Genomic DNA, 20389 nt, shown 5'->3' with positions numbered 1-20389 from the left:
GTGTCAGTCGTGTCAAGCGCTGTGGAACTCACTCCCCCCGGCCCCCGTGGAATTCCTCCTCTGTTCGCGAGGCTCGTCGACGACTCGGCGCTGTTCCCTCCGGGCGATGCGGGCATGCCCGAAGCGCTTCGTGCGCACTTCGCGAGCCGGGAGTCCGAACACGCCGGTGTACTGGGGGTTTTCCTCTGCCAGGCGTCCCGGCTGCCGGAGCTGATCACCGAGCTGATCAAGATCAAGCCGAAGCAGCCGCTGCCGCTTTCGCTGATCATCGACACCGGTCTCGGCGGCGTCCCGAAGGCGATCTCCATCGTCGAGTCGCGCAGTGAGCTGCTCGCGCTGCGGATGGTCGAGATGCCCGCGCCGTCGGACGTCGACGAGGTCTGGCTGGAGCGCGTCTCGGAGTTCGTCCCGGAGGACGTCATCCGCGTGGTCGAGCCGCGGCGCGGCGTCGGCTGGCTGGACGGCGTGCGGAAGGTGATCGAGCACGGCAGCTGGCCGAAGATCCGCTGCGGTGGCCAGGCCGGCGAGAACTTCCCCAGCGTCGACGAGGTCGCGGATTTCCTCGCGGTGGTCAGCGGGTCCAGCGGGGCGTCGTTCAAGGCGACGAACAGCCTGCACCGCGCGGTCCGGCACACCGACCCCGGCACCGGCTTCGTGCACCACGGCTTCCTGAACCTGCTCGTGGCCTCCGCGCGCAGCCTTTCCGGCGGCGACGTCCGGGCGGCCCTGGAGTCGACCGACGGCCAAGCGCTGGCCGACGAGGCCCGTGCGCTGTCCGAGCCGGCGGCGAAGGCGGTGAGGGCGCTCTTCGCGTCCTACGCGGCGGCGTCGTTCGACGAGCCGGTCGCGGACATGGGCGAACTCGGCTTGCTGTGACCAGCCGGGAGGGGTCGCTGACGCTCGACCGGGGCTTGGCGCTGCTGCAGGCAGTGGCCGACGCGGGCGGCGACGCGGCGACGATCTCCGAGCTGGCCGTGGCCATCGGGGCCAGCCGCGCGGCCGTCTACCGGCTGCTGGTGCCGCTGTCGGAGCGCGGGCTGGTCTGGCGGGACGGCACCAAGGTCCGGCTCGGCGTCGGCCTGCTCCGGCTGGCCGGGCAGGTGCTCCCGCAGCTGCGGGACGCGGCCGGGCCGGTGCTGCGCGAGCTGGCCGAGAAGGTCGGCGCGACGGCCCACCTGTCGGTCGCGCAGGGGTCGCAAGCGCTTGCGGTGGCCGTCGTCGAGCCGTCGTGGACGAGTTTCCACGTCGCCTACCGCGTCGGGAGCCGGCACGCGCTGACCGCCGGCGCGGCCGGCAAGGCGATGACGCTGCGCCCCGGCGGCGACGGCTGGGTGACGTCGACCGGCGAGCTCGAGGCCGGGGCGTCCGGCGTCGCGGCGCCGGTCCGCGGGGTGCCGGGGCTGCGGGCGAGCGTCGGCGTCATCTCCCTGGAGCCCCTCAAGGCCGCCGACGTCGGGCCGCAGGTCGTGGCGGCCGCCGCGCGGCTGGCCGACATCCTGCGCACGGACGCCTAACGGCGGGAGACCGCCAGCAGCGGCCGGACCATGGTCAGCAGCAGGGCGACGTCGACCGAGAACAGCAGCCGCTCGAACAGGCCCAGCGTGACGTCCTGCTGCGCCGGGCCGAGGACGAGCGTGAGGACGAACCCGCCGAGCACGACGCCGACGCTGGCGAAGCTCGCCGCGGCCAGGCGCCGGATCGTCGTCCGGCGCGGTTCCCACGGGCAGCGGTCGCGGCCCTTCTTCGTCAGCACGAACGCGGCCGCGGGCAGCGCGACGAACGCCGTCAGCGCGGCGAGGTTGTGGACCTGTCCGGACAGCGAACGCGCCTGCCCGTCCGGGTCGACGGGCACGAGACCGCACACCAGCAGCCCGGCCGACCAGACGCCGAGCAGGACGCAGACGGCGGTGGTGCCCGGCCGGTGGGCCTTCGCGATCCCGGCGAGCAGCGCGACCGAGCCGAGCGACAGGGCCAGGCACATGACGCTGAACAGGGGAGCGGCCGAGGACGTGCCGAGCTTGCCGTAGACGTACTCCGAGAGCGTCTGCCAGATCGGGCTGACCTGGCCGGAGAGCCGCAGGTGCAGGTCGATCGAGATGGCGACGGCGAGGCCGATGCCGCCGAGCGCGAGCTTGCCGTGCAGCGGCGAGACCGCGGTCGAGGGCTTGTTCACCTGGCGCTCTCCCTTTCGTTTCCGAAAGGTTACCGGGCGAACCTGTGAAAGATCGGTCAGAAGGCCAGCTGGAGCAGGGCGAACCCGGCGAACCCGGCGAAGACGAACCCGGCGCAGCGCTGGATCAGCTTCGGCCGGATCCGGCTGCGGATCTTCGCGCCGATGAAGACCGCCAGCCCGGCGACCACCACGAGCGCGGCGAACGCGCCGACCCCGACGGCGACCGGGTTGCCGATCCGCGCGGTGAGGCTCGCCGTCGCGAGCTGGGAGGCGTCGCCCCACTCGGCGGCGAAGAGGACGCCGAACGACGTCATCGCGGAGCGCGCGAAGGACAACGGCAGCGGGCCGACGCGCGAGGCGTCATCCCCGGCTTCGTCCGCTTCGCTGAATCCCTCGCGAAGGAGCATGAAAGCGCCGAGGCCGAACATCGCGGCGACGGCCAGGGAAAGCACCACGTCCGGTAACAGCGTCAACACGCTGCCGAACGCGGCCGCGATGACGCATTGCACGGCGAACGCCGCGCAGACCCCGGCGAAAACCGGCCAGCCGCGGAAACGGGTGGTCAGCACCAGGGTCGCGACGAGCGTCTTGTCCGGCAGCTCCACGGCGAGGACCAGGCCGAACGCGCTGATCAGCGCCACCATCGCGGCAGTCATGAGTATTTCTTCGCCCCTTTCACTGCAACGATAAAGCGGAAAATGCGCGCGTCGCAAGCTGATGGCTTCCGCGAAATTGCCGGATCGGTGGCCATGAAATTGGCACACCGCCGCGTCACACAAATTTTTTCGGCATGCCGAAAACCGCTTTGTGGCCTGCGGTAGGTTGACGGGCATGGGGTCTGAAGCGCGTGCTGCGCAGGTCGAAGAGGTCATCCGCAGGCTGGAAGCCCACTACGTCTTCCCGGACGTCGCGGCGAAGCTGGTCGAGGTGCTTCGCCAGCGGCTCGGCGACGGCGCGTACGCGGACCTCGGCGACGCCGAATTCGCGACGGCGGTCACAGCCGATCTGCAGTCGGTGAACGGCGACCAGCACCTGCGGCTCCGCCACCACGCCGACCCGGTCGCCGACGACGGCGACGCGGCCATGAACTCCGAGGGGTTCCGGCTCGAGGCCGAGCTGGAGGGCTTCGGCATCGCGGAGGTCCGGCGGCTGGCGGGCAACGTCGGCTACCTCGACACGACGATGCTCTACCCGCCCGAGCTGGCCGGTCCCGCGATCGCGGCGGCGATGACGCTGCTCGCGCCGACCGACGCGCTGCTGCTGGACGTGCGCCGCAACCGCGGCGGCAGCCCCGGTACCAGCGCGCTGCTGCAGACCTACCTCGTCGACGAGCAGGTCCACTACCTCAGCATCTACGAGCGCGAGGGCCACAAGACGTCGCAGATGTGGACGCTGCCGTACGTGCCGGGCCTGCGGTTCGGCGGCACCAAGCCGGTCTGGGTGCTGACCGGCCCGAAGACGTTCTCCGGCGGCGAGGACCTCGCGTTCTCGCTCCAGCAGCAGGGCCGGGCGAAGACCGTGGGCGAGGCCACCCGCGGCGGCGCCCACCCGCGCGAGCAGTACAAAGTGGACACCTACCTCGACGTGACCGTGTCGATCGCGCGCTCGTTCCACCCGGAGACGGGCGAGAACTGGGAAGGCACCGGCGTCCACCCGGACCTCCCGGTGGCGGCGGACAAGGCGTTCGACACGGCGTACGAGCTGGCGCTTTCGCACGTCCTCGAGCTGGGAGGTGCCGGCCCTCGGCGGCCGGTGGCCGACGAGGCGCGGCAGGCGCTCGACCAGCTGTAGTCACCCAGGACGTTGGTCCTGGGCCGGACGGGACCAGTTGATCTGGCTGGGCACCCGGCCCCGGAGCACGCTGGACCACGTGGAGGTCCTGGAGCTAGCGCGGTGGCAGTTCGGCATCACCACCGTCTACCACTTCCTGATGGTCCCGCTGACCATCGGGCTGTCGATCCTGGTCGCGGCGATGCAGACCCGCTGGGTCCGCACCGGCGAGCTGCGGCACCTGAAGATGACCAAGTTCTGGGGCAAGCTGCTGCTGGTCAACTTCGCCATGGGCGTGGTGACCGGGATCGTGCAGGAGTTCCAGTTCGGGATGAACTGGAGCGCCTACTCCCGCTTCGTCGGCGACGTCTTCGGTGCGCCGCTCGCGATGGAAGGACTCGTCGCGTTCTTCGTCGAGTCGACCTTCCTCGGCCTCTGGATCTTCGGCTGGGACCGGCTGCCGAAGAAGGTGCACCTGGCGTGCGCCTGGGCGTTTTCGCTGGCCACGATGGCTTCGGCGTACTTCATCCTGGCCGCGAACTCGTGGATGCAGCACCCGGTGGGCGTGACGTTCGAGAACGGCAAGCCGACCATGAACTCGATCTGGGCGGTGCTGACGAACAACACGGCGCTGGCCGCGATCCCGCACACGCTCGCCGGCGCGTTCTCGGTGGCGGCGGCCTTCCTGGTCGGTGTCGCGGGCTGGCACCTGTGGCGGCGCGGCGACCACGCCGAGGTGTGGCGGTCGTCGCTGCGCCTCGGCGGCTGGGTCGGCATCGCGGCGTTCGCGGTCCTCGCGATCACCGGCGACACGCAGGGCAAGCTGATGTTCGAGCAGCAGCCGATGAAGATGGCGTCGGCGGAAGCGCTGTGCCACACGGAAAAGCCCGCGAGCTTCTCGATCATCGCGATCGGCGACGTCGCCGGCGCGAACTGCGAGGACGTCAAGACGTTCAACGTGCCGGCGCTGCTGTCGTTCCTGGCGCACAACGACTTCAAGACCGAGGTCAAGGGCGTCGAGGACCTGATCACCGAGTACCAGGCGAAGTACGGGACGAACTACCCGGACGACCCGGCGCTGGGCTCGCTGGCGGGCAAGCCGATCGACTACGTGCCGAACCTCCCGGTGACGTACTGGGGCTTCCGCATGATGATCGGCTTCGGCGCGGTGTCGGCGGGCATCGGCCTGCTGGCCCTGTGGCTGACCCGCCGGGACAGGATTCCGCGCGGCCGCTGGTTCCCGCTGCTGGTCCTCGGCGGCATCGCGACGCCGTTCCTCGGCAACAGCGCGGGCTGGATCTTCACGGAGATGGGCCGTCAGCCGTTCGTGGTGGCGCCCAACCCGACCGGCGTCGACGGCGTGTGGATGTTCACGGCCCAGGCGGTCTCCCACGTGACGACCGGCGAGGTGTGGACGTCGCTCATCGCCCTGACCACGGTGTACGCGGCCCTCGGCGTGGTCGAGCTGTACCTGATGCGCAAGTACATCCGCGGCGGCGTCGACGCGGTGATGCCCCCGGAGAAGCCGAAGGACGCCGACAAACCGGGCGAGGACACCCTCGCCTTCGCCTACTGAGGAGCCAGGCAATGGACTCCAAGCCAGCCCCCACCCTTCCCGGGGGGCGTCCCCGAACCCAGTGTATCGGCTCGGTCACTCTCCCGGGTTACCCACAGCAAATCTGTGGACAACTCGACCCACTGTGGATAACTCACGGCCACCGGTCGGCCGGAGGTGCCCGATGACCCTCGAAACCGTCTGGTTCGTCGTCATCGCCTTCTTCTGGCTCGGCTACCTCTTCCTCGAAGGCTTCGACTTCGGCGTCGGCATGCTGCTGCCCGTCCTCGGACGCGACAACACCGAGCGCCGCGTCATGGTCAACACCATCGGGCCCGTCTGGGACGGCAACGAGGTCTGGATCATCGTCGCCGGCGGCGCCATGTTCGCGGCCTTCCCCGGCTGGTACGCCAGCCTGTTCTCCGCCGCCTACCTGCCGCTCCTGCTCGTGCTGCTCGCCCTCATCGGCCGCGGCGTCGCCTTCGAATACCGCGGCAAGGTCGACTCCGACCGCTGGCGGCGCACCTGGGACCGCGTCATCATGGCCGGCTCGTGGATCCCGCCGCTGGGCGTCGGCCTCATCCTCGCGACCACCGTCCTCGGCCTGCCGCTCGACGCCGAGGGCAACCGCGCCGGCTCCGCGTTCGCCGCCTTCCGCTGGGACACCCTGCTCGGCGCGGTCGCGATCGCCTCCTTCTCGATCACCCACGGCGCCGCGTTCCTCGCCCTCAAGACCAGCGGTGACCTGCGGGAACGCGCGCGCACCCTGGCGCTGAGGCTGCTGCCGGCCGCCATGGTGCCGATGGTCGCGTTCCTCTCGGTCGTCCAGTGGCGCGCCGGGACGCTGTGGACGCTGCTCGCGTTCGGCGTCAGCGCCGTCGCCGCGGCGGTCGCCTGGCTGCGGCTGCGCGCCGACCGCGACGGGCAGGCGTTCGCCGCGCTCGGCGTCGTCATCGCCGGGGCCGCCGTCACGATGTTCGGCTCGCTGTTCCCGAACGTGCTGCCGTCGACCCTCGACGTCGCCAACACGCTGACCATCGAAGGCGCCGCGTCGAGCCCGTACACGCTGACCGTCATGACCTGGGTCGCCGTCTTCGGCGCCCCGGCCGTGCTGATCTACCAGGGCTGGACGTACTGGGTGTTCCGCAAGCGCATCGGCACCCAGCACATCCCGGCGGTTCACGCACCATGAGCAAGCTTCCCGGGCGCGCTCCCCTTTCCGCCTCGGAGTCCACAGTGGACTCGGCGCGGCCGGGAAAGGGCCCGCTCGGCGCATTGCCGGCCCTCGTGCCGGCCGTGCGCCGGGCGTTGGCCCTGGTGGGGTTCCTGTCCTTCCTCCACGCCGCCGCGCTGGTGGCCCAGGCATTCCTGCTCGCGGACGTCCTCGCGGGGATCGTCGGAGCAGGTTCCGGGGGACGCACCGCCCAGCTGGCCGCGCTGCTCGCGCTCGTCGCGACGCGCGCGCTCACCGGCTGGGCGGTGCGCACGGTCTCCGCCCGCGCCGCCGCGACCGCCCAACGCGAGCTGCGCGCGCGAGCCGTCGACCACGCGCTGCGCCTCGGTCCCGAGTGGATCGCCCGCCGCGGCCACGGCGAGCTGACCGCATTGACGACCCGCGGCCTCGACGCGCTCGACGCCTACTTCCGCGAATACCTGCCCGCCCTGGTGACGGCGGCCGTCGTGCCGCTCGGCGCCGGCGCGGCGATCCTGTTCGCCGACTGGCCGTCCGGTGTGATCGTCGCGCTGACCGTGCCGCTGCTGCCGATGTTCGCCATCCTGGTCGGCAAGTACACCGCCGGCCGCGTCGCCGGCGCGACCGACGCGACGCACCGGATGTCGGAACGGCTCCTCGAACTCGTGCGCGTGCTTCCGGTGCTGACCGCGTTCCGCCGCGCCACCGCGCAGGCCGCGACCGTCCGCCGGCTGTCCGAACGCCACCGCCGCGCGACGCTCAAGACGTTGAAGGTCGCCTTCTCCTCGGCGTTCGTGCTGGAACTGATCGCGACGCTGTCGGTCGCGCTGGTCGCGGTGGCGATCGGCGTCCGGCTCGTCGGCGGGCACCTGCCGCTCGCCGTCGGGCTCGGCGTGCTGATCCTCGCGCCCGAGTGCTACCAGCCGCTGCGTGCGGTCGGCGCCGCGTTCCACGCCAGCGAGGACGGCGTCGAAGCGGTCCGGCGCGTCGCCGACCTGCTGGCTCTTCCGGTGCCCCCTTCGGGGACCGCGGTCCCGTCGCGGGGCGAGGTGCGGGTGACTTCCCTCCGGGTGGCGCGACGCGGCGGCTTCGCACCGGACGGCGGGTCGTTATCCGTCCGTCCCGGCGAGACGGTCTGGCTTCGCGCCCCGAGCGGTGGCGGCAAGTCGACGACGCTCTCGGCGCTGCTCGGTTTCGTCCCGGCGCACGACGGCGCGATCACGGTCGGGCCGACGAACCTCGCCGTCGCCGACCTCGAGCGCTGGCGCGAGCAGGTCGCGTGGGTGCCGCAGTCGCCCGTGTTCACCGGGGGCACGGTCCGCGAGGAAGTCGGCTCCGAGGCCTTGCTCGCCGAACTCGGGCTGAGCGGGCTCGCGGACCGCCCGGTGGCGAAGCTTTCGCTCGGGCAACGTCAGCGCGTCGCCGTCGCCCGCGCGTTGCACCGCGTCCGGAGCGGCGCCTGGCTGCTCCTGCTCGACGAGCCGACAGCGCACCTCGACGAAGCCAGCGCCCGGCTGGTGCTCGACGCGGTGCAGCGCGCCGTCGACGACGGCGCCGCGGCGATCATCGCGGCGCACGAACGCACGGCCGCGGTCGACGTGCCCTCCGACGTCACACCGGTCGCGGAAGCGTCCACAGTGGACACCTCGCGGCTGCCGCTGGCGTGGCGCGCACTCCTGGACGGCAGGCTCTTCGGCGGGGCGGTGCTGGGTGCGGTCGCGCTGCTCGCCGGGGTGGCGCTGACCGCGACGTCGGGCTGGCTCATCGCCAAGGCGTCGCAGCAGCCGCCGATCCTGACCTTGACGGTCGCGGTGGTCGGCGTCCGCGCGTTCGGGCTGGGCCGCGCCGGGCTCAGGTACGTCGAGCGGCTGGTCACGCACGACGCCGCGTTCCGCATCGCCGGCCGCCTGCGCGTCCGGCTGTGGAACTCGCTGGTCCGGCTCGGACCGGCGCGGAGCCTGCGCGCGGGCGAGGGGCAGCGTCGCCTGGTCGCCGACGTCGACACCGTGCGCGACCTGCTGCCCCGGGTGGTGTCGCCGCCGCTGGTGGTCGCGCTGGTCGCGGCCGGGGCGATCGCCGTGCAGACGTGGGTCCTGCCCGCGGCCGGGCTGGCGCTCGCGGTGGCGGTGGCGCTCGGGCTGTGCGCGCCGTGGGTCGCGCTGCGAGCCGAACGCCGGGCGACGTCGGCACTGGCGGACGGCCGTCGCGAAGTGGCTTCGCGAGTCTTGGTCCTGTTCGAAGCCGCGGCCGAGTTGCTCGCCTTCGGCGGGGCTCGGGAGCACCGTCGCGCCCTCACGGACGCCGATACCCGGTTGGTGGCGCAGGCGCGTCGCCAGGCATTCGGCGCCGGCGCGGCGGAAGCCCTGGTCACGCTGGTCTGCGGCGCGGCCACGGTCGTCAGCACAGCGCTCGCCGCCGCCGCGGTCGCCGAGGGACGGCTCGAACCGGTGCTGGCGCCGCTGCTGGCGCTGGTGCCGCTCGCGCTGGCGGAGGTTCTCGCGTTGCTGCCGCCGGTGGCGCAGCACTGGGACACGCTGCAGCGGGCGCGTCGCCGCCTCGCGGACGTCCCGGAGGAACCGGGCGCGGTGGTGCCTGCACCGGTGGTCTCGCTCCGGGGCGCCGATCTCGGCTGGCCCGGCGGGCCGGTGGTGCTGCGCGATGTCGACGTCGAGCTGACGCCGGGGAGCTACGTCGCCGTCGTCGGGCCGAGTGGCGCCGGCAAGTCGACGCTCGTCGCCGCGCTCCTGGGGTTCCTCGCGCCCCGGCGGGGCGTGGTCGCCGTCCCGGACGGGGTCGCGTGGGCACCGCAGGAGCCGATGCTCGCCGCCACGACGGTCGGCGAGAACCTCCGGCTCGCCCAGCCGACCGCGACCGAGGACGAGCTGCGCGAGGCCCTGCGGCAGGCCGCCCTCGACGACGTCTCGCCGGAGACGCTGCTCGGCAGCGGCGGCACGGGCCTGTCCGGCGGCCAGGCGCAGCGCGTGGCGCTGGCGCGGGCGCTGCTCGGCGCGCCGTCGGCGGGGCTGGTGCTGCTCGACGAGCCGACCGCGCACCTCGACGAACCGACGGCCCAGGTCGTGCGCGCGAACCTGCGCGAGGCGCTGGCGGGCCGCACGGTGGTGCACGTGACCCACCGCGCCGACGAGGCCGACGGCGCGGACGTGGTCCTCGAGGTCCGCGACGGCCGGGTCGTCGCGCGGGTGCCCGTGCCGTGATCGATTCCCGCGGTGTCCTTGCCGCGCTGCCACCGCGCCGCGCGATAATGACGGAACTCATGGATCCGACGCTTGCCGCGCGGGCACTGTCCGCCGCCACCGAGATCACGAGCACCGCCCTTTCCGGCGACGACCCGGGCGCGGTGCTGGACACGGTCGTCGCCAGAGCAGCCGAACTCGCCGACGCCGACCTGGGCCTGGCAATGGTGAGCGCCGACGACGGCCGGGTCGTGGTGGAGGCAGCGCACTACGCCACGGCCCACCCCGAGGCCGACGGGATCGGCACGCGAGCCACGTGGAGCGCTGAGACGCCGACTCCGCGCGGTGGCGGTAGCGCGAACAGCGGCGATGGCTCGGGCACTGACGACCGGCCTGTCCCGTCTGACGAGTCCGGTCCCGGCGGACCGAATCGCACCTCCGGCGAGGCCGCTTTCGCGAGCGGCGAGTCGCTGCGCGGCCTGGCCCTCCCCGCGGATTCCGCCGCCGGGCGGGTGGCTCGGGGCGGGGAACCCGTCGCCAGTGATGACTTCATCGTCGATCCGCGGACCGCGCCCTACGTGCCCGCCGAACTCCACGGCTATGGGCCCTTCGCCGCCGCGCCGTTCGGGTCTGGGGGGCGGGTCCTCGGTGCGCTCACCGTCTACCGGAAGCGGGGTCGTGAGCCGTTCTCCGCCGGGACCGTGGAGATGCTGGTCGCCTTTGCCGCGCAGGCCGGTGTCGTGCTCGCGCTCGCCGAGGGCGCCAATGCGCGCCACCGCGTCGCGCTCTACGAAGAGCGGGAGCGCATCGCCCGTGAGCTCCACGACGTCATCGTCCAGCGGCTCTACGGCGCCGGCATGCAGCTGGACCGGGTCCGGCGCAACATGCGCAAGCGGTTCGCCCAGGCCGACGGCGCTCGGCTGTCCGACGCGATCGACCAGCTCGACCAGACCATCGAGGAGATCCGCGGCACCGTGCGCGCGCTCAGGTCACCGGAGCCTCGCCACGACACCGGCACGCCCACCGACCTCGCCGAGTCGGCGCGCGGCGAGGTCCGCATCGCCGGCGAACTGCTCGGGTACCCGCCGACCCTGGAGCTGTCGGGCGAATTCGCCGACATCCCCGCGGAACGCGCCGACCACATCCGGGCCGCCCTGCGCGAAGCACTGTCCAATGTGGTCAGACACTCCGGAGCCAGCGAAACCCGCGTGACACTGACCAGGGACTCCGGTGGCGTGAAACTCCGCGTCCGGGACAACGGTTCCGGCGTTCCCCAAGGTGTCGCCACCCGTGGCCTGCGTCATCTCGCCGAACGCGCGGACGCCGCGGGCGGGAAGTTCTTCCTGAACTCCTCACCCAGTCTCGGCACGCTCGTCGCGTTCGACCTTCCACTCGACTGACTGACCGATTACTGCTGCGCGATCTATCCTTCTCGGGTCATCCAGCCTCCCTTCCTCGCCCTCGAGAAAGATCTTACCGGCTCGTCGAACATATATTCGACTCACGTTCGAGTGAATCTCTGCCGACGAAATCCCTGATCGAGATGGCTTTCCGTGACCGCGGCCGAAAAGGACGCAGCGAACGGCGGCTTGCGGACACCGCGAACCGCGCGGAGTTACTTCTCGCGCCGGGCGATCCAGGCGGCCGCCTGCGTGCGGCGCTGCATGCCGAGCTTCGCGAGCACGGACGTGACGTAGTTCTTGACCGTCTTCTCGGCGAGGAACAGCCGCTCGGCGATCTCGCGGTTCGACAGGCCCTGGCCGATCAGCTCCAGCACGTCCCGTTCGCGCTCGGTCAGCGCGGCCAGCTCGTCCGTCGGCGGGTGCCGCATCTTGTCCAGCACCCGCGCGGTGCTCACCGGGTCCAGCAGCGACCGCCCGGCCGCCACCTCGCGGACCGCGTTCACCACGTCCTGCCCCCGCACCTGCTTCAACAGGTAGCCCGCGGCCCCGGCCATGATCGCGCCGACCATCGCCTCTTCGTCGTCGAACGCCGTGAGCATCAGGCACGCCGGCGGGTTCGGCTTGGACCGCAGTTCCCGGCAGAGCGTGACGCCGTCGCCGTCGCCCAAGCGGACGTCGACCACCGCGACCTCCGGTTCGACGTGCATCGCCACCGCCAGCGCCTCTTCGACGCTGCTCGCCTCGGCGACGACCTCGATGTCGGGCTCGTCGCTCAGGAGGTCGCGCAGCCCGCGGCGGACCACCTCGTGGTTGTCGACGAGCAGTACCTGGATCGGCATACCCCGAGGTTACGGGGTGTGCGGACGCCGTGGTGACGGCTGGTCGGCGCCGTCACAGCGGCGACGGGCGTTCGATTACCTCAAACGTGTCATCCTGCACGCGTAACATTCCGGCCGGTACGCATTCCGGGAGCGCGATTCCGCAGGTCACCGCGAAAATGGGGAAGAATCACGAGACGGCTCGGTTCTCGTTGGGGGCTGGCCTTTCCGAAATTCCGGAAAGGTCCGTAACAGGCCCGCAGCGGCCGCGATAGTAACCACACAATCACTCCGATTCTCCTCTGGAAGGACTTCCGTTGTCCTTGTTTCGTCGTGCCCTGACGACGGCCGCGGCCGTCGCCGGGCTCGCTCTCCTCGGCCCCGTCCCCTTCGCTTCCGCGCAGCTCGCGACGCCCCTCGTCGGCGACCTGGACTGCAAGGACTTCAAGTACCAGGAAGACGCGCAAGCGGTTTACAACCAGGATCCGTCCGACCCGAACGGTCTCGACGGCGCACCCAAGGACGGCATCGCCTGCGAATCGCTGCCCAAGCGCGGGCAACAGAACACCACGACGACGCCGACGTCCGAAAAGCCGTCGACCACGACGCACACCGTGCCGAAGTCGACGGCCGCCAAAAAGCCCGCCACGGGCGGCCAGGTGAAGGTGAAGCCGGTCGGCGGCGTGGCCACCGGCGGCGGTGAGCCGGACGAGGACACCCCGGGATTCCTGGTGCTCAGCGGCACCCTGCTCGCCGCGGCGGCGTCCGGCGGCATGGTGCTCTACCTGCGCCGGCGTCCGAGTTGAGGCACCCGCGCCTGTGGCCCGCCGTCACGGCGGTCGCCGCCGCGCTCGGCGTGGTCCTGGCCGTGGCCCTCGTCCTCGTCCTCTCCCCGAAGACGCCGGAGCAGATCGCCCCGCCGAGCCCGGCCGCCAGGACCGCCACGAGCGCCACGAGCGCGCCGGGCACCGCGGCCGGGACCACCGGCGGTCTCCCGGCGGCGAGACCGGCGTCACTGACCATCCCGGCGATCGGCGTGCGGGCCCAGGGCATCAAGGACCTGGGCCTGACGCCGAACGGCGAACTGGAGGTGCCGGGCGACGCCACGACGGTCGGCTGGTTCACCGGCGCGCCGTCGCCAGGGGAGGCCGGCCCGGCGGTGCTCGCCGCGCACGTCGACTACAAGCACGTGCCCGGCGCCTTCTCACGGCTCAAGGACCTGCGCCCCGGCGAACAGGCCAGGGTCGGCCGCGCCGACGGCCGGACGGCGGTCTTCACCGTCTACCGCGTCGACCGCTACGCGAAGGCCGAGTTCCCGACGGACCAGGTGTACGGCGACACGGTGGAGCCCGAGCTGCGGCTCATCACCTGCGGCGGGGCGTTCGACCGGTCGAGCGGCAACTACCTCGACAACGTCGTGGCCTACGCGCGGCTCACCGCCGTCGAGGCTTGAGCCAGGTCGATCCGCGCGAGCTCGAGCCGGCGGTAGGCGCGCTCGCCGAGCGACCAGACGTCCAGGACGTCGCCGTCGAGCTCGGGGTGGGCGATCACCAGCCGGGCGGGCTCGTCCCCGTCCGCGCGGTACACGACGTCCACCGGGATCCCGGCTTCGAGCTGCCAGCACAACTGCTGCTGCTTCGGCGTGAGCCGGCCCGCGTAGCGGTCGCTCATGGCCCGTGCGAGCTGCCCGCGCAGCAGCGCCGGGCCGCTCGACGGCGCCGCCAGCAGCCGTTCGGCGTGGTCGAGGGGATCGGGTGGCCGTTCGCCGGGGCCGGCGTCGCGGACGGCGGCCGTCGGCTCGGCCTGTTCGCGGACGGGCAGCACGATGCTGCCGTCGGCGGCGTGGCGGGTCGGCGCGTAACCGGCCGCGCGCAACGCCTCGAGCGTGCCGGAAGCGTCCACAGTGGACGTAAGGACGGTCGGCGCCACCGCGCGCAGCCCGAGTTTGGCGAGCTTGCGGTGCGCAGCCAGCTCCGCGAGCACCGCGGGTTCGCCGACGACGACGCTCGCGACGTCGACCACCTGCGCCTCCCCGTGCCGCCGCGCGACGTCGTTGACCAGGTACACCAGCGGTTGCGGCAGCTCGCCCGCCGCGATCTCGCCCAGCTCGCCGAGGAGCTCGGCCGCCGTCGCGCCGTGGTCGAACGCCCGCCGGACGGACGCGGGGGAGAACCGCCAGCTGGTCGCGGTGCCCTGGGCCTCGCGGTCGGCGACGCGGTCCAGTGACGCGGCGAGCCGGGCGTCGGGCGAGCCCGGCACGATCGCGGTCAGGTCGGTGCCGAACAACGCCGTCGTCCGCGCGCGGGAGACCAGCTCGTCGGTGATCTCGACGAGCCCGGCCGGTTCGAGCAGGGCACGCCCGGCCGCGGTCACGGCGCCGTGCGCGACGACGCCCAGCAGTTCGCCCTCGGCGAGCGCGTCCCGGACGTGGCCGGCGAGGTCCTCGGTCGGCAGCATCGGCGCGTGCCACGCGGCGAGCCGGGCCAGCTCGTCGACGCCGGTGATCGCGTCGCCGGGGCCGAGGCGGGCCAGCAGCCGCACGACCAGCCGCCGCACCAGCGCGGTGACGTCGGTCTCGAAGTCCGGGGGCGCCGGGTCCCACCAGGTCGTCAGCAGCAGGCGGTAGAGCAGCGCCGGGGCGGGCCGGGCGAGGTCCGGGTCGGGCGCGAGCGTGGGCGCCGCCGCCTTCTGCCCCCGCCGCGGCGGGGGCGGCTCGTCGGCCAGCAGCAGCCCCGCCTGGGCCGCGAGGTCGATGGCCAGCTCGATCTCCGCCGGGGTGCCGCCCGTCTCCTTGGCGATCTTCTTGACCAGCCGCGCCCCGATCGTGCCGTCCTTGAGCAGCGGGAACGGCTCCGCGGCGCCCAGGTCGAGGATCGCCGACACGCGGTCGAGCAGCCGCAGCGCCGCGGCCGACGACGCCGCTTCGGCCGGCTCGCTGCCGGTGTGGGTGACGGCGTACCCGGGTTCCCCGGGCGTGAACGGCAGCCGGTGGTCGGGGCCGCGCAGCGCCAGCGACACCTCGATCGGCATGGCCGCGCTGCCGTAGTAGGTCCCGAACAGGAAACCGTGGTCGAACGCCCAGCCCTCCGGGGTGTGGAACGACGCCACGCCGTCGACCTCGGGAACGCCGTCGGCCATGTCCCGCAACAACTTCCGCGCCTCCTCGGGCGCGGTGGCGAAGACCTCTCGCACGCGGTCGCCGTCACGGAAGAAACGCACGAGCTCCGGCAGCGGCCGTCCGGTGTCCGGCAGCCCGAGGGTGCGCGACAGCCGCGTGAGCCGCGTCGTGCCGAGCTCCCCGAGCAGGTTCGCGACCGGCTGACCGAGGCCCTCGGCGCGGAAGCTGTTCTTGTGCAGCAGGTCCGGCAGCGTGACGGCGTCGGCGTCGCGCCACAGCAGCGCCCGCTCGGCCAGTTCGTCCACAAGGGACTCGACGGTCGCCGGTTCCGCGCCGAGCAGCCGCGCGACCTCCGCGAGGGGCGTGGGCCGCTGCCCCAGCGCGTAAGCCAGCTGCACGGCGCGCACGACCTGGACGAGCGGCATCGACAACCCGAGCAGGGCCTCGTTGACGGACTCGGCGGACGCCAGCCGCGCGGCGACGACGTCGAGCCGCCGCGGCCACGGCTCCTGGAGCACGTCCGGCCGGTGGGCCAGCACCTTCGCCAGGCCTTCCCGGTCGAGCCCCGCGAGCCTGCCGAGCAGTTCGTCGGCGGTGGTCATCGGCCCAGGTTAGATCACCAGCTGATCGGGACGGTCTGCTAGGGCGTCCGGCCATTGTTCAACGTGCTGGTATCGGCGCCGAGCGTCTCGTCGAGCGAGTCCCGCAGCCGGTTGAGCTCACTTTCGCGGCTCCGGCTGGTGAGGTCGGACAGCCAGGCTAGGCGCATCTCGTGAAGGTCGAAGTCGTCGGCTTCACTCATCATCCGGCCGACGGCGTTACGGAACGGATCTTCGGCGTCGAGCACGGATCGCCCGACCGGGATGTCGTACAGATGAATTTGGCTGAGCACGTCGCGGACCGAAGTCGTGTCATTGCTCAGCATCATCGCGAGAAGGCTAACCTTGCCGGAATCGATCACGTCGGCGTAGAACTTGATTCGCTCCCGGTCCATGTCGCGGCGTTCACGGTCGATGATGCGGGCTCGCCGGATCTCCTCCAGGGAGTAGCGGTGGAGCGAACCCTCCCCCGTAAGCCGGAACATGGAATCGACTTCACCCCAAGAGATCGTGCCTCCCGTCAGTGAACGCATGATTTTCAGTTGCTCGTCGACCTTGATCGCCAGCTTCTCGACCTCGTCGATGGTGGTCTTGCGCACCAGCGGACGGAGGATATCCTCTATTTCGGCGCGAATGGTGTCGACGTGGTCTGCCTTCGGTTGCTTGATCAGCGCGATGGGATCGGTGATGCGCCAGCGGACGGTGATGACGCCCTCGACGATCGCCCCTTCCTGGTCCGTCTCGAACACGCTGCGGAAGGTGGAAGTGCTGCTGGAAACGTCGACTTCGTACAGCCGCAGGATACTCTTCGCCAACCCGACGCCGAGCTTCTGGACCTGGGTCGTTGCACCCAGATGGAGATCGCTGGAGGCCCACCGACCGTCGTCGCACTCGGCGATGAGCACAGTGGTCCCGCGCTTGCGCAACTGGTGCCGGAGAATGCTCCTAGTCGGACGGGCGCAGCGGCGTACACCTCGCCACGCGACGTTCTCAGTTTCTTCACTCATCGGGCAGCTCCTTCAGGACTTCGGCGGTCAACGCGGCGAGCGGGGCGGTGGCCCTGCGGTCTTCATCGAAGGATTTCCGCAAGAAGTACGAGAACCGCCGCACGAGGACTTCGTCGGGCGCGTTCAGCAATAGCTCGAGGACTCGGCTCACGTCTCGTCGCAGGTCGGCGTGGGCGCCGGCGCTGATGGCCCAGGTGGTCAGCCCGACCAGGACCTGTCGGCGACGGCGGGGTTTCTCGAGCAGAACTGTGAACAAGATTCGAACTGCCACGGCGTCTCGGTCGCGGAACTGTGGCGCCTTGCTTTTCTCCAGTGACAGCGCGTAAATAGCGCACCGGGTGGCGATGTCCTGCTGAGTAGCGCCGCCGTGGAGGATCCAGACGGGCAGCGTGCTGAGGACAAGACCACGGTTGCTGGGTTCGTTGAGCATCGTCTTCAACGAACGCGCTATCTCGTCCTGCAGGTATCCGTCACATTTCCTCGTCAGTTTCCTGAGCTGGTGCAACGCGAATTCGGGGTGGCACTGCCCGAAGGTGTTACGGCAGACCAGTGCTGCCGTGAAGCGGAACTTCTCGTTGATCAGGTGTCGTGACCACGAATTCACCCGGTTCTTCACGCCCTGCACGTAGTCGCTGTTCTCGCACAGGGCACTCAGGATCAACGCCGCCGCCGACTGCTGAAACCTCGACCCCGTCACCCATGGTCGTACCCAGCTGAACGGATCCGGTTCGGCGGCTTTCGCGAGCATCCGGCCGAAGCGGCTCATGGCTTCGTCATGCCGTTCGGACATCCAGGGGAGTTCGTCGTCCAGATCTCCCATCCAGGACTGGAGCATCGGCCTGATGCGTTCGTACTCCTTCCATGCGTAGGCGAGCAGCCTCGCTCCCCAACCCGGCCTGGAGAACCTGACCGGTTCACGGTCGATCAGCTGCCAGCTCTTCGGAGGTTGGAGCCGGGCACGAATCCGGCGGAGCCGTTCGGCGCGGGTCTCCTCGAAGAGGTCCGGCGGCAGAAACGGCCAAAGTTCGTCGCTCTCAGGGTTGCTGAGGAGGTCCTCGAGTTTCTTCGCCGCAGCTGCGACGTCGTTGTACCCGCTCCCTTCCATCAGTGCCACGGTGATCGCCAGGGCTCGAGCCGGGACATCCTCGTTGTCCGCGAACCAGGCGGCTACGTCTTCGTCACCGCGTCGTCGGATGGTTGCCTTGATGTCGTCTTCCGAGAACCGCCCATCCTCCATCGCACCCAGCAGCCGGGCAATCTCGGAGGCTCTCCAGGGGGCACAGTCCGTGAGGTCGGTTTCCTCGTCCAACGTCTTCAGAAGGTCGGTTCGGTACCCGTTGGCCCGCAGGTGGGCCCGGACGATCTCGGCCGGCTCGGCGGGTACGAGCTCGGCGACGTAGGGACGAGCACGTTCGAGATCGATGTCCTCATTGGCGAAAGTGACCACCAGGTAGGCATCGAGTTCGATGAGGGTATGGGCCAGTTGGCCGAGGACGTGGTAGTCGAGTTCGCCGCACCAGGCGTCCGCGTTCACGTCGTTCCACACGTACCCGGCGGTGCCGTCGACCCGCTGTAGGCCGAGCAGCTCACGGGCTTCCTGGGTCGGGTCGAGCCGTTTGAGATCGTGCAGGTTTGCATCGATCAGCAGCCGTACGCCGGCCAGGCTGCGGCCGCTCGACCGGCCGCACAGGAGTACCAACCGGTGTTCGGCGAGAATCCGGCTTGCCTGACCGTAGCCACCTGGAACGCAGAACGCGGTCACCGCCTGTTCCACCAAGGAGTCCGCCACCGGCCCGTAGACCAGGCCGGTCTTAACCTCTTTGTCCTCGTCCGGCTCATCGGAGGTGTAGAGGTTCTCAGCGTAGATGCCGTTGTTCGTCAGAACCTTGGGCTTGTCTGGTTCCGGCGGGGGTGATTCCGGGGCGTATTGATCCGACGGTGTCGCACTGGGCGGGTCCATTTCGGCTGCCGCGGTCATGAACGTTTCCGGCCGAGGTAGTTGTTGACGATGGGGCCGGTGTTCGTGCCGATGAACCCGGTGCCTTGTACTCCGCCGTTGATCACCTGGCCGCTCTCGGCCGAGCGAGGCGTGACTAGCTCGGGATGCGGCTGGGGGCCGCTCGCGGCGGTGGAGCTCGAGCTGTCGAGCACTACGCCGGGGATCCAAACCCACGAGGGGTCTTCGAACTCCTTGTTGCTGATTTCGAGCTGGCTGAAGTCGTGCGGGAGCAGTCTGTTTGTGTGGCCGGCGCGGACCGCGACCCTGTAGGCCTGTGCGGACAGGATCGTGACTACTGTCACGGGCCGATGCTCGCCGAGGCGCCGGACGATGGCTTTCACCTGCGGGGCGTCCAACAAGCGGGCGAGTTCGATCATCGGACGCTGGAAGCTGTCGCCGTTCACGACCTTGATCGGCGCGGCGTGGACGGCGAGTCGGAGCCCGATCGGCGGAGCGAACCGGCGGTTGCGCAGGTACACCCGGCCGTGGAGGAAGTGGGCCGCGTCGATCAGAGCCGGCAGGCTCTGTTCGGGAAATGCCGCCAGGTAGCCGTCGCCGGTGCCCGAGTGGTTGACCCGAGCGGCGACGTCAACACCGGTGTGCTCGAAAGCTTCGCTCACCAACGCGGTCGCTGTCTGCCTGATCTCTTCGAGCTGGTCGTCGTCGTTGCTCGACGACCCGATGACGTCGAACCCGAACAACGCTCTAGTCGTGGGCATCCCACTCATCCAGCCACCCCTTCTCGTCGGTGGAGGCAGTCTTCGGTATGCCCACGGTGAGTCACCACCGGAAATCCGGGAGACAGAACCTCTCCCGCGTGCCTAAAGCTCAAGCCTCTACGGACGCTCGCAACCCCCGGATGTCACGGAGGAGGAACCACTTCTTGTCGGTGGCTATGACCCCCTCCGCGGTCAGCGCCGACAGGACGTCATCGACCGTCTTCTCCGACGCTGCGATGCTCTGGGCGAGGTCACGCCGAGAAAACCCGGCGATTTCGATGCCGCTGGGACTTTCCCTACCGTACTGGTCTGCCCAGTAGATGAACTTCCGAATCACCCGTACCCGCACTCCGTCGGAAAGATAAGAGAGCCGCTCACGATCGGCGCGTGCAGCCGGATCTGCACTGTTCTCAGCACGTGTTGCATCGCTGTCGGATGGCGGCCGATGAAGGCCCGGAACTCGGCTCCGGGGATTTCCGTGACCGATCCGCCCGTGCGGCCCCGGCCGCTGGCAGAACGAGGCGACCGGTCCATCGCGCTCAGCTCGCAGAGCAGCTCGCCGCGGCCGTAGATGCCCAAGATCAGCTCCTTGCCGTTGCCCGCCGTCACATACACCTTGATCAGGCCGGATTCGACGAGAAAGACACTCCCTGACGAGTCGTGTTCCATGAACAACTGATCATTTTCGCCGAATCTGCGGGTAACGCCTTTGGTTCTCAACTCACTCAACGCCGCGCGGCCGATCTTGGCGCCGAAAGAATCCGAGTTTCCCCTGTCCATCCGTCCAGTCTCAGCAACCACCCCGGGTGAATCAACGGCGCCGAACGGGTGGTTTGGCTGCT

Annotated in this window: 18 protein-coding genes; 9 read left to right on the top strand and 9 right to left on the bottom strand. The window is 70.5% G+C overall.

Annotated elements, in window-relative coordinates; translation table 11 throughout:
- Nucleotides 1-21 precede the first annotated feature (21 nt).
- Nucleotides 22-876, top strand: a complete 855-nt coding sequence (locus ACH54P_RS28615; protein ID WP_489916678.1) for a hypothetical protein — start codon at nucleotides 22-24, stop codon at nucleotides 874-876.
- Complete coding sequence (locus tag ACH54P_RS28610; protein ID WP_489906433.1) at nucleotides 873-1514, top strand: IclR family transcriptional regulator; 642 nt, start codon at nucleotides 873-875, stop codon at nucleotides 1512-1514. Before ACH54P_RS28615 ends, ACH54P_RS28610 begins: the two co-directional genes overlap by 4 nt.
- Here ACH54P_RS28610 and ACH54P_RS28605 read toward each other — a convergent pair.
- Together ACH54P_RS28605 and ACH54P_RS28600 are read right to left on the bottom strand one after the other, a co-directional pair.
- Nucleotides 1511-2173, bottom strand: a complete 663-nt coding sequence (locus tag ACH54P_RS28605; protein ID WP_489906432.1) for a DUF998 domain-containing protein — start codon at nucleotides 2171-2173, stop codon at nucleotides 1511-1513. The genes ACH54P_RS28610 and ACH54P_RS28605 overlap by 4 nt on opposite strands.
- Nucleotides 2174-2229: 56 nt before the next feature.
- Nucleotides 2230-2817, bottom strand: a complete 588-nt coding sequence (locus ACH54P_RS28600; RefSeq protein WP_489916676.1) for a TMEM165/GDT1 family protein — start codon at nucleotides 2815-2817, stop codon at nucleotides 2230-2232.
- Nucleotides 2818-3004: 187 nt separating this feature from the next.
- On the opposite strand from ACH54P_RS28600, the gene ACH54P_RS28595 reads away from it, so the two are divergent.
- The 5 genes from ACH54P_RS28595 to ACH54P_RS28575 all read left to right on the top strand — a co-directional run bounded on the left by ACH54P_RS28595 (nucleotide 3005) and on the right by ACH54P_RS28575 (nucleotide 11284).
- Complete coding sequence (locus ACH54P_RS28595; protein ID WP_489906431.1) at nucleotides 3005-3964, top strand: S41 family peptidase; 960 nt, start codon at nucleotides 3005-3007, stop codon at nucleotides 3962-3964.
- A gap of 79 nt (nucleotides 3965-4043) precedes the next feature.
- Nucleotides 4044-5519 carry a cytochrome ubiquinol oxidase subunit I gene (locus ACH54P_RS28590; RefSeq protein ID WP_489906430.1) on the top strand — a complete coding sequence of 492 codons (1476 nt, stop codon included), beginning with the start codon at nucleotides 4044-4046 and terminating at the stop codon, nucleotides 5517-5519.
- A 163-nt stretch (nucleotides 5520-5682) separates the two neighbouring features.
- The gene (gene cydB, locus ACH54P_RS28585) at nucleotides 5683-6690 is read left to right on the top strand and encodes a cytochrome d ubiquinol oxidase subunit II (RefSeq protein WP_489906429.1); all 1008 of its coding nucleotides are present in this window, start codon (nucleotides 5683-5685) and stop codon (nucleotides 6688-6690) included.
- The gene (cydD, locus tag ACH54P_RS28580; protein WP_489906428.1) at nucleotides 6687-9905 is read left to right on the top strand and encodes a thiol reductant ABC exporter subunit CydD; all 3219 of its coding nucleotides are present in this window, start codon (nucleotides 6687-6689) and stop codon (nucleotides 9903-9905) included. Before cydB ends, cydD begins: the two co-directional genes overlap by 4 nt.
- 59 nt (nucleotides 9906-9964) lie before the next feature.
- Complete coding sequence (locus ACH54P_RS28575) at nucleotides 9965-11284, top strand: GAF domain-containing sensor histidine kinase (protein WP_489906427.1); 1320 nt, start codon at nucleotides 9965-9967, stop codon at nucleotides 11282-11284.
- Nucleotides 11285-11499: 215 nt separating this feature from the next.
- On the opposite strand, the gene ACH54P_RS28570 is transcribed toward ACH54P_RS28575, so the two are convergent.
- Nucleotides 11500-12126: a response regulator gene (locus ACH54P_RS28570; RefSeq protein ID WP_489906426.1), complete on the bottom strand. Its 627-nt coding sequence runs from the start codon at nucleotides 12124-12126 to the stop codon at nucleotides 11500-11502.
- Between the two features lie 296 nt (nucleotides 12127-12422).
- Between ACH54P_RS28570 and ACH54P_RS28565 the strand changes: the two genes are divergently transcribed.
- Both ACH54P_RS28565 and ACH54P_RS28560 read left to right on the top strand, forming a co-directional pair.
- The gene (locus ACH54P_RS28565) at nucleotides 12423-12911 is read left to right on the top strand and encodes an excalibur calcium-binding domain-containing protein (protein WP_489906425.1); all 489 of its coding nucleotides are present in this window, start codon (nucleotides 12423-12425) and stop codon (nucleotides 12909-12911) included.
- Entirely contained in the window at nucleotides 12908-13558 is a 651-nt protein-coding gene (locus tag ACH54P_RS28560; protein ID WP_489906424.1) for a class F sortase, read from the top strand. The genes ACH54P_RS28565 and ACH54P_RS28560 overlap by 4 nt, the downstream gene beginning before the upstream one ends.
- Here the strand turns inward: ACH54P_RS28560 and ACH54P_RS28555 are convergent.
- The 6 genes from ACH54P_RS28555 to ACH54P_RS28530 all read right to left on the bottom strand — a co-directional run bounded on the left by ACH54P_RS28555 (nucleotide 13528) and on the right by ACH54P_RS28530 (nucleotide 20327).
- Nucleotides 13528-15825: a helicase-associated domain-containing protein gene (locus tag ACH54P_RS28555; RefSeq protein ID WP_489906423.1), complete on the bottom strand. Its 2298-nt coding sequence runs from the start codon at nucleotides 15823-15825 to the stop codon at nucleotides 13528-13530. The genes ACH54P_RS28560 and ACH54P_RS28555 overlap by 31 nt on opposite strands.
- Nucleotides 15826-15863: 38 nt before the next feature.
- Nucleotides 15864-16829, bottom strand: coding sequence for a hypothetical protein (locus ACH54P_RS28550; RefSeq protein WP_489906422.1), 966 nt, complete (start codon nucleotides 16827-16829; stop codon nucleotides 15864-15866).
- Nucleotides 16822-18807, bottom strand: a complete 1986-nt coding sequence (locus ACH54P_RS28545; RefSeq protein ID WP_489906421.1) for a hypothetical protein — start codon at nucleotides 18805-18807, stop codon at nucleotides 16822-16824. The genes ACH54P_RS28550 and ACH54P_RS28545 overlap by 8 nt, the downstream gene beginning before the upstream one ends.
- Nucleotides 18804-19529 (bottom strand): hypothetical protein, encoded by a 726-nt coding sequence (locus tag ACH54P_RS28540; protein WP_489906420.1) that lies wholly within the window; start codon nucleotides 19527-19529, stop codon nucleotides 18804-18806. Before ACH54P_RS28540 ends, ACH54P_RS28545 begins: the two co-directional genes overlap by 4 nt.
- 127 nt (nucleotides 19530-19656) lie before the next feature.
- A complete protein-coding gene (locus ACH54P_RS28535) occupies nucleotides 19657-19884 on the bottom strand; it encodes a helix-turn-helix domain-containing protein (protein WP_489906419.1) in 228 nt (75 codons plus the stop codon).
- On the bottom strand, nucleotides 19881-20327 hold the full coding sequence (locus ACH54P_RS28530; protein WP_489906418.1) for a Crp/Fnr family transcriptional regulator: 447 nt from the start codon (nucleotides 20325-20327) through the stop codon (nucleotides 19881-19883). Before ACH54P_RS28530 ends, ACH54P_RS28535 begins: the two co-directional genes overlap by 4 nt.
- Nucleotides 20328-20389 lie beyond the last annotated feature (62 nt).

It is taken from the genome of Amycolatopsis sp. N2S4-7, from assembly GCF_058119595.1.
Note: the sequence above shows the minus strand (reverse complement) of the source record. Positions and strands in the feature narration are given on the sequence as shown.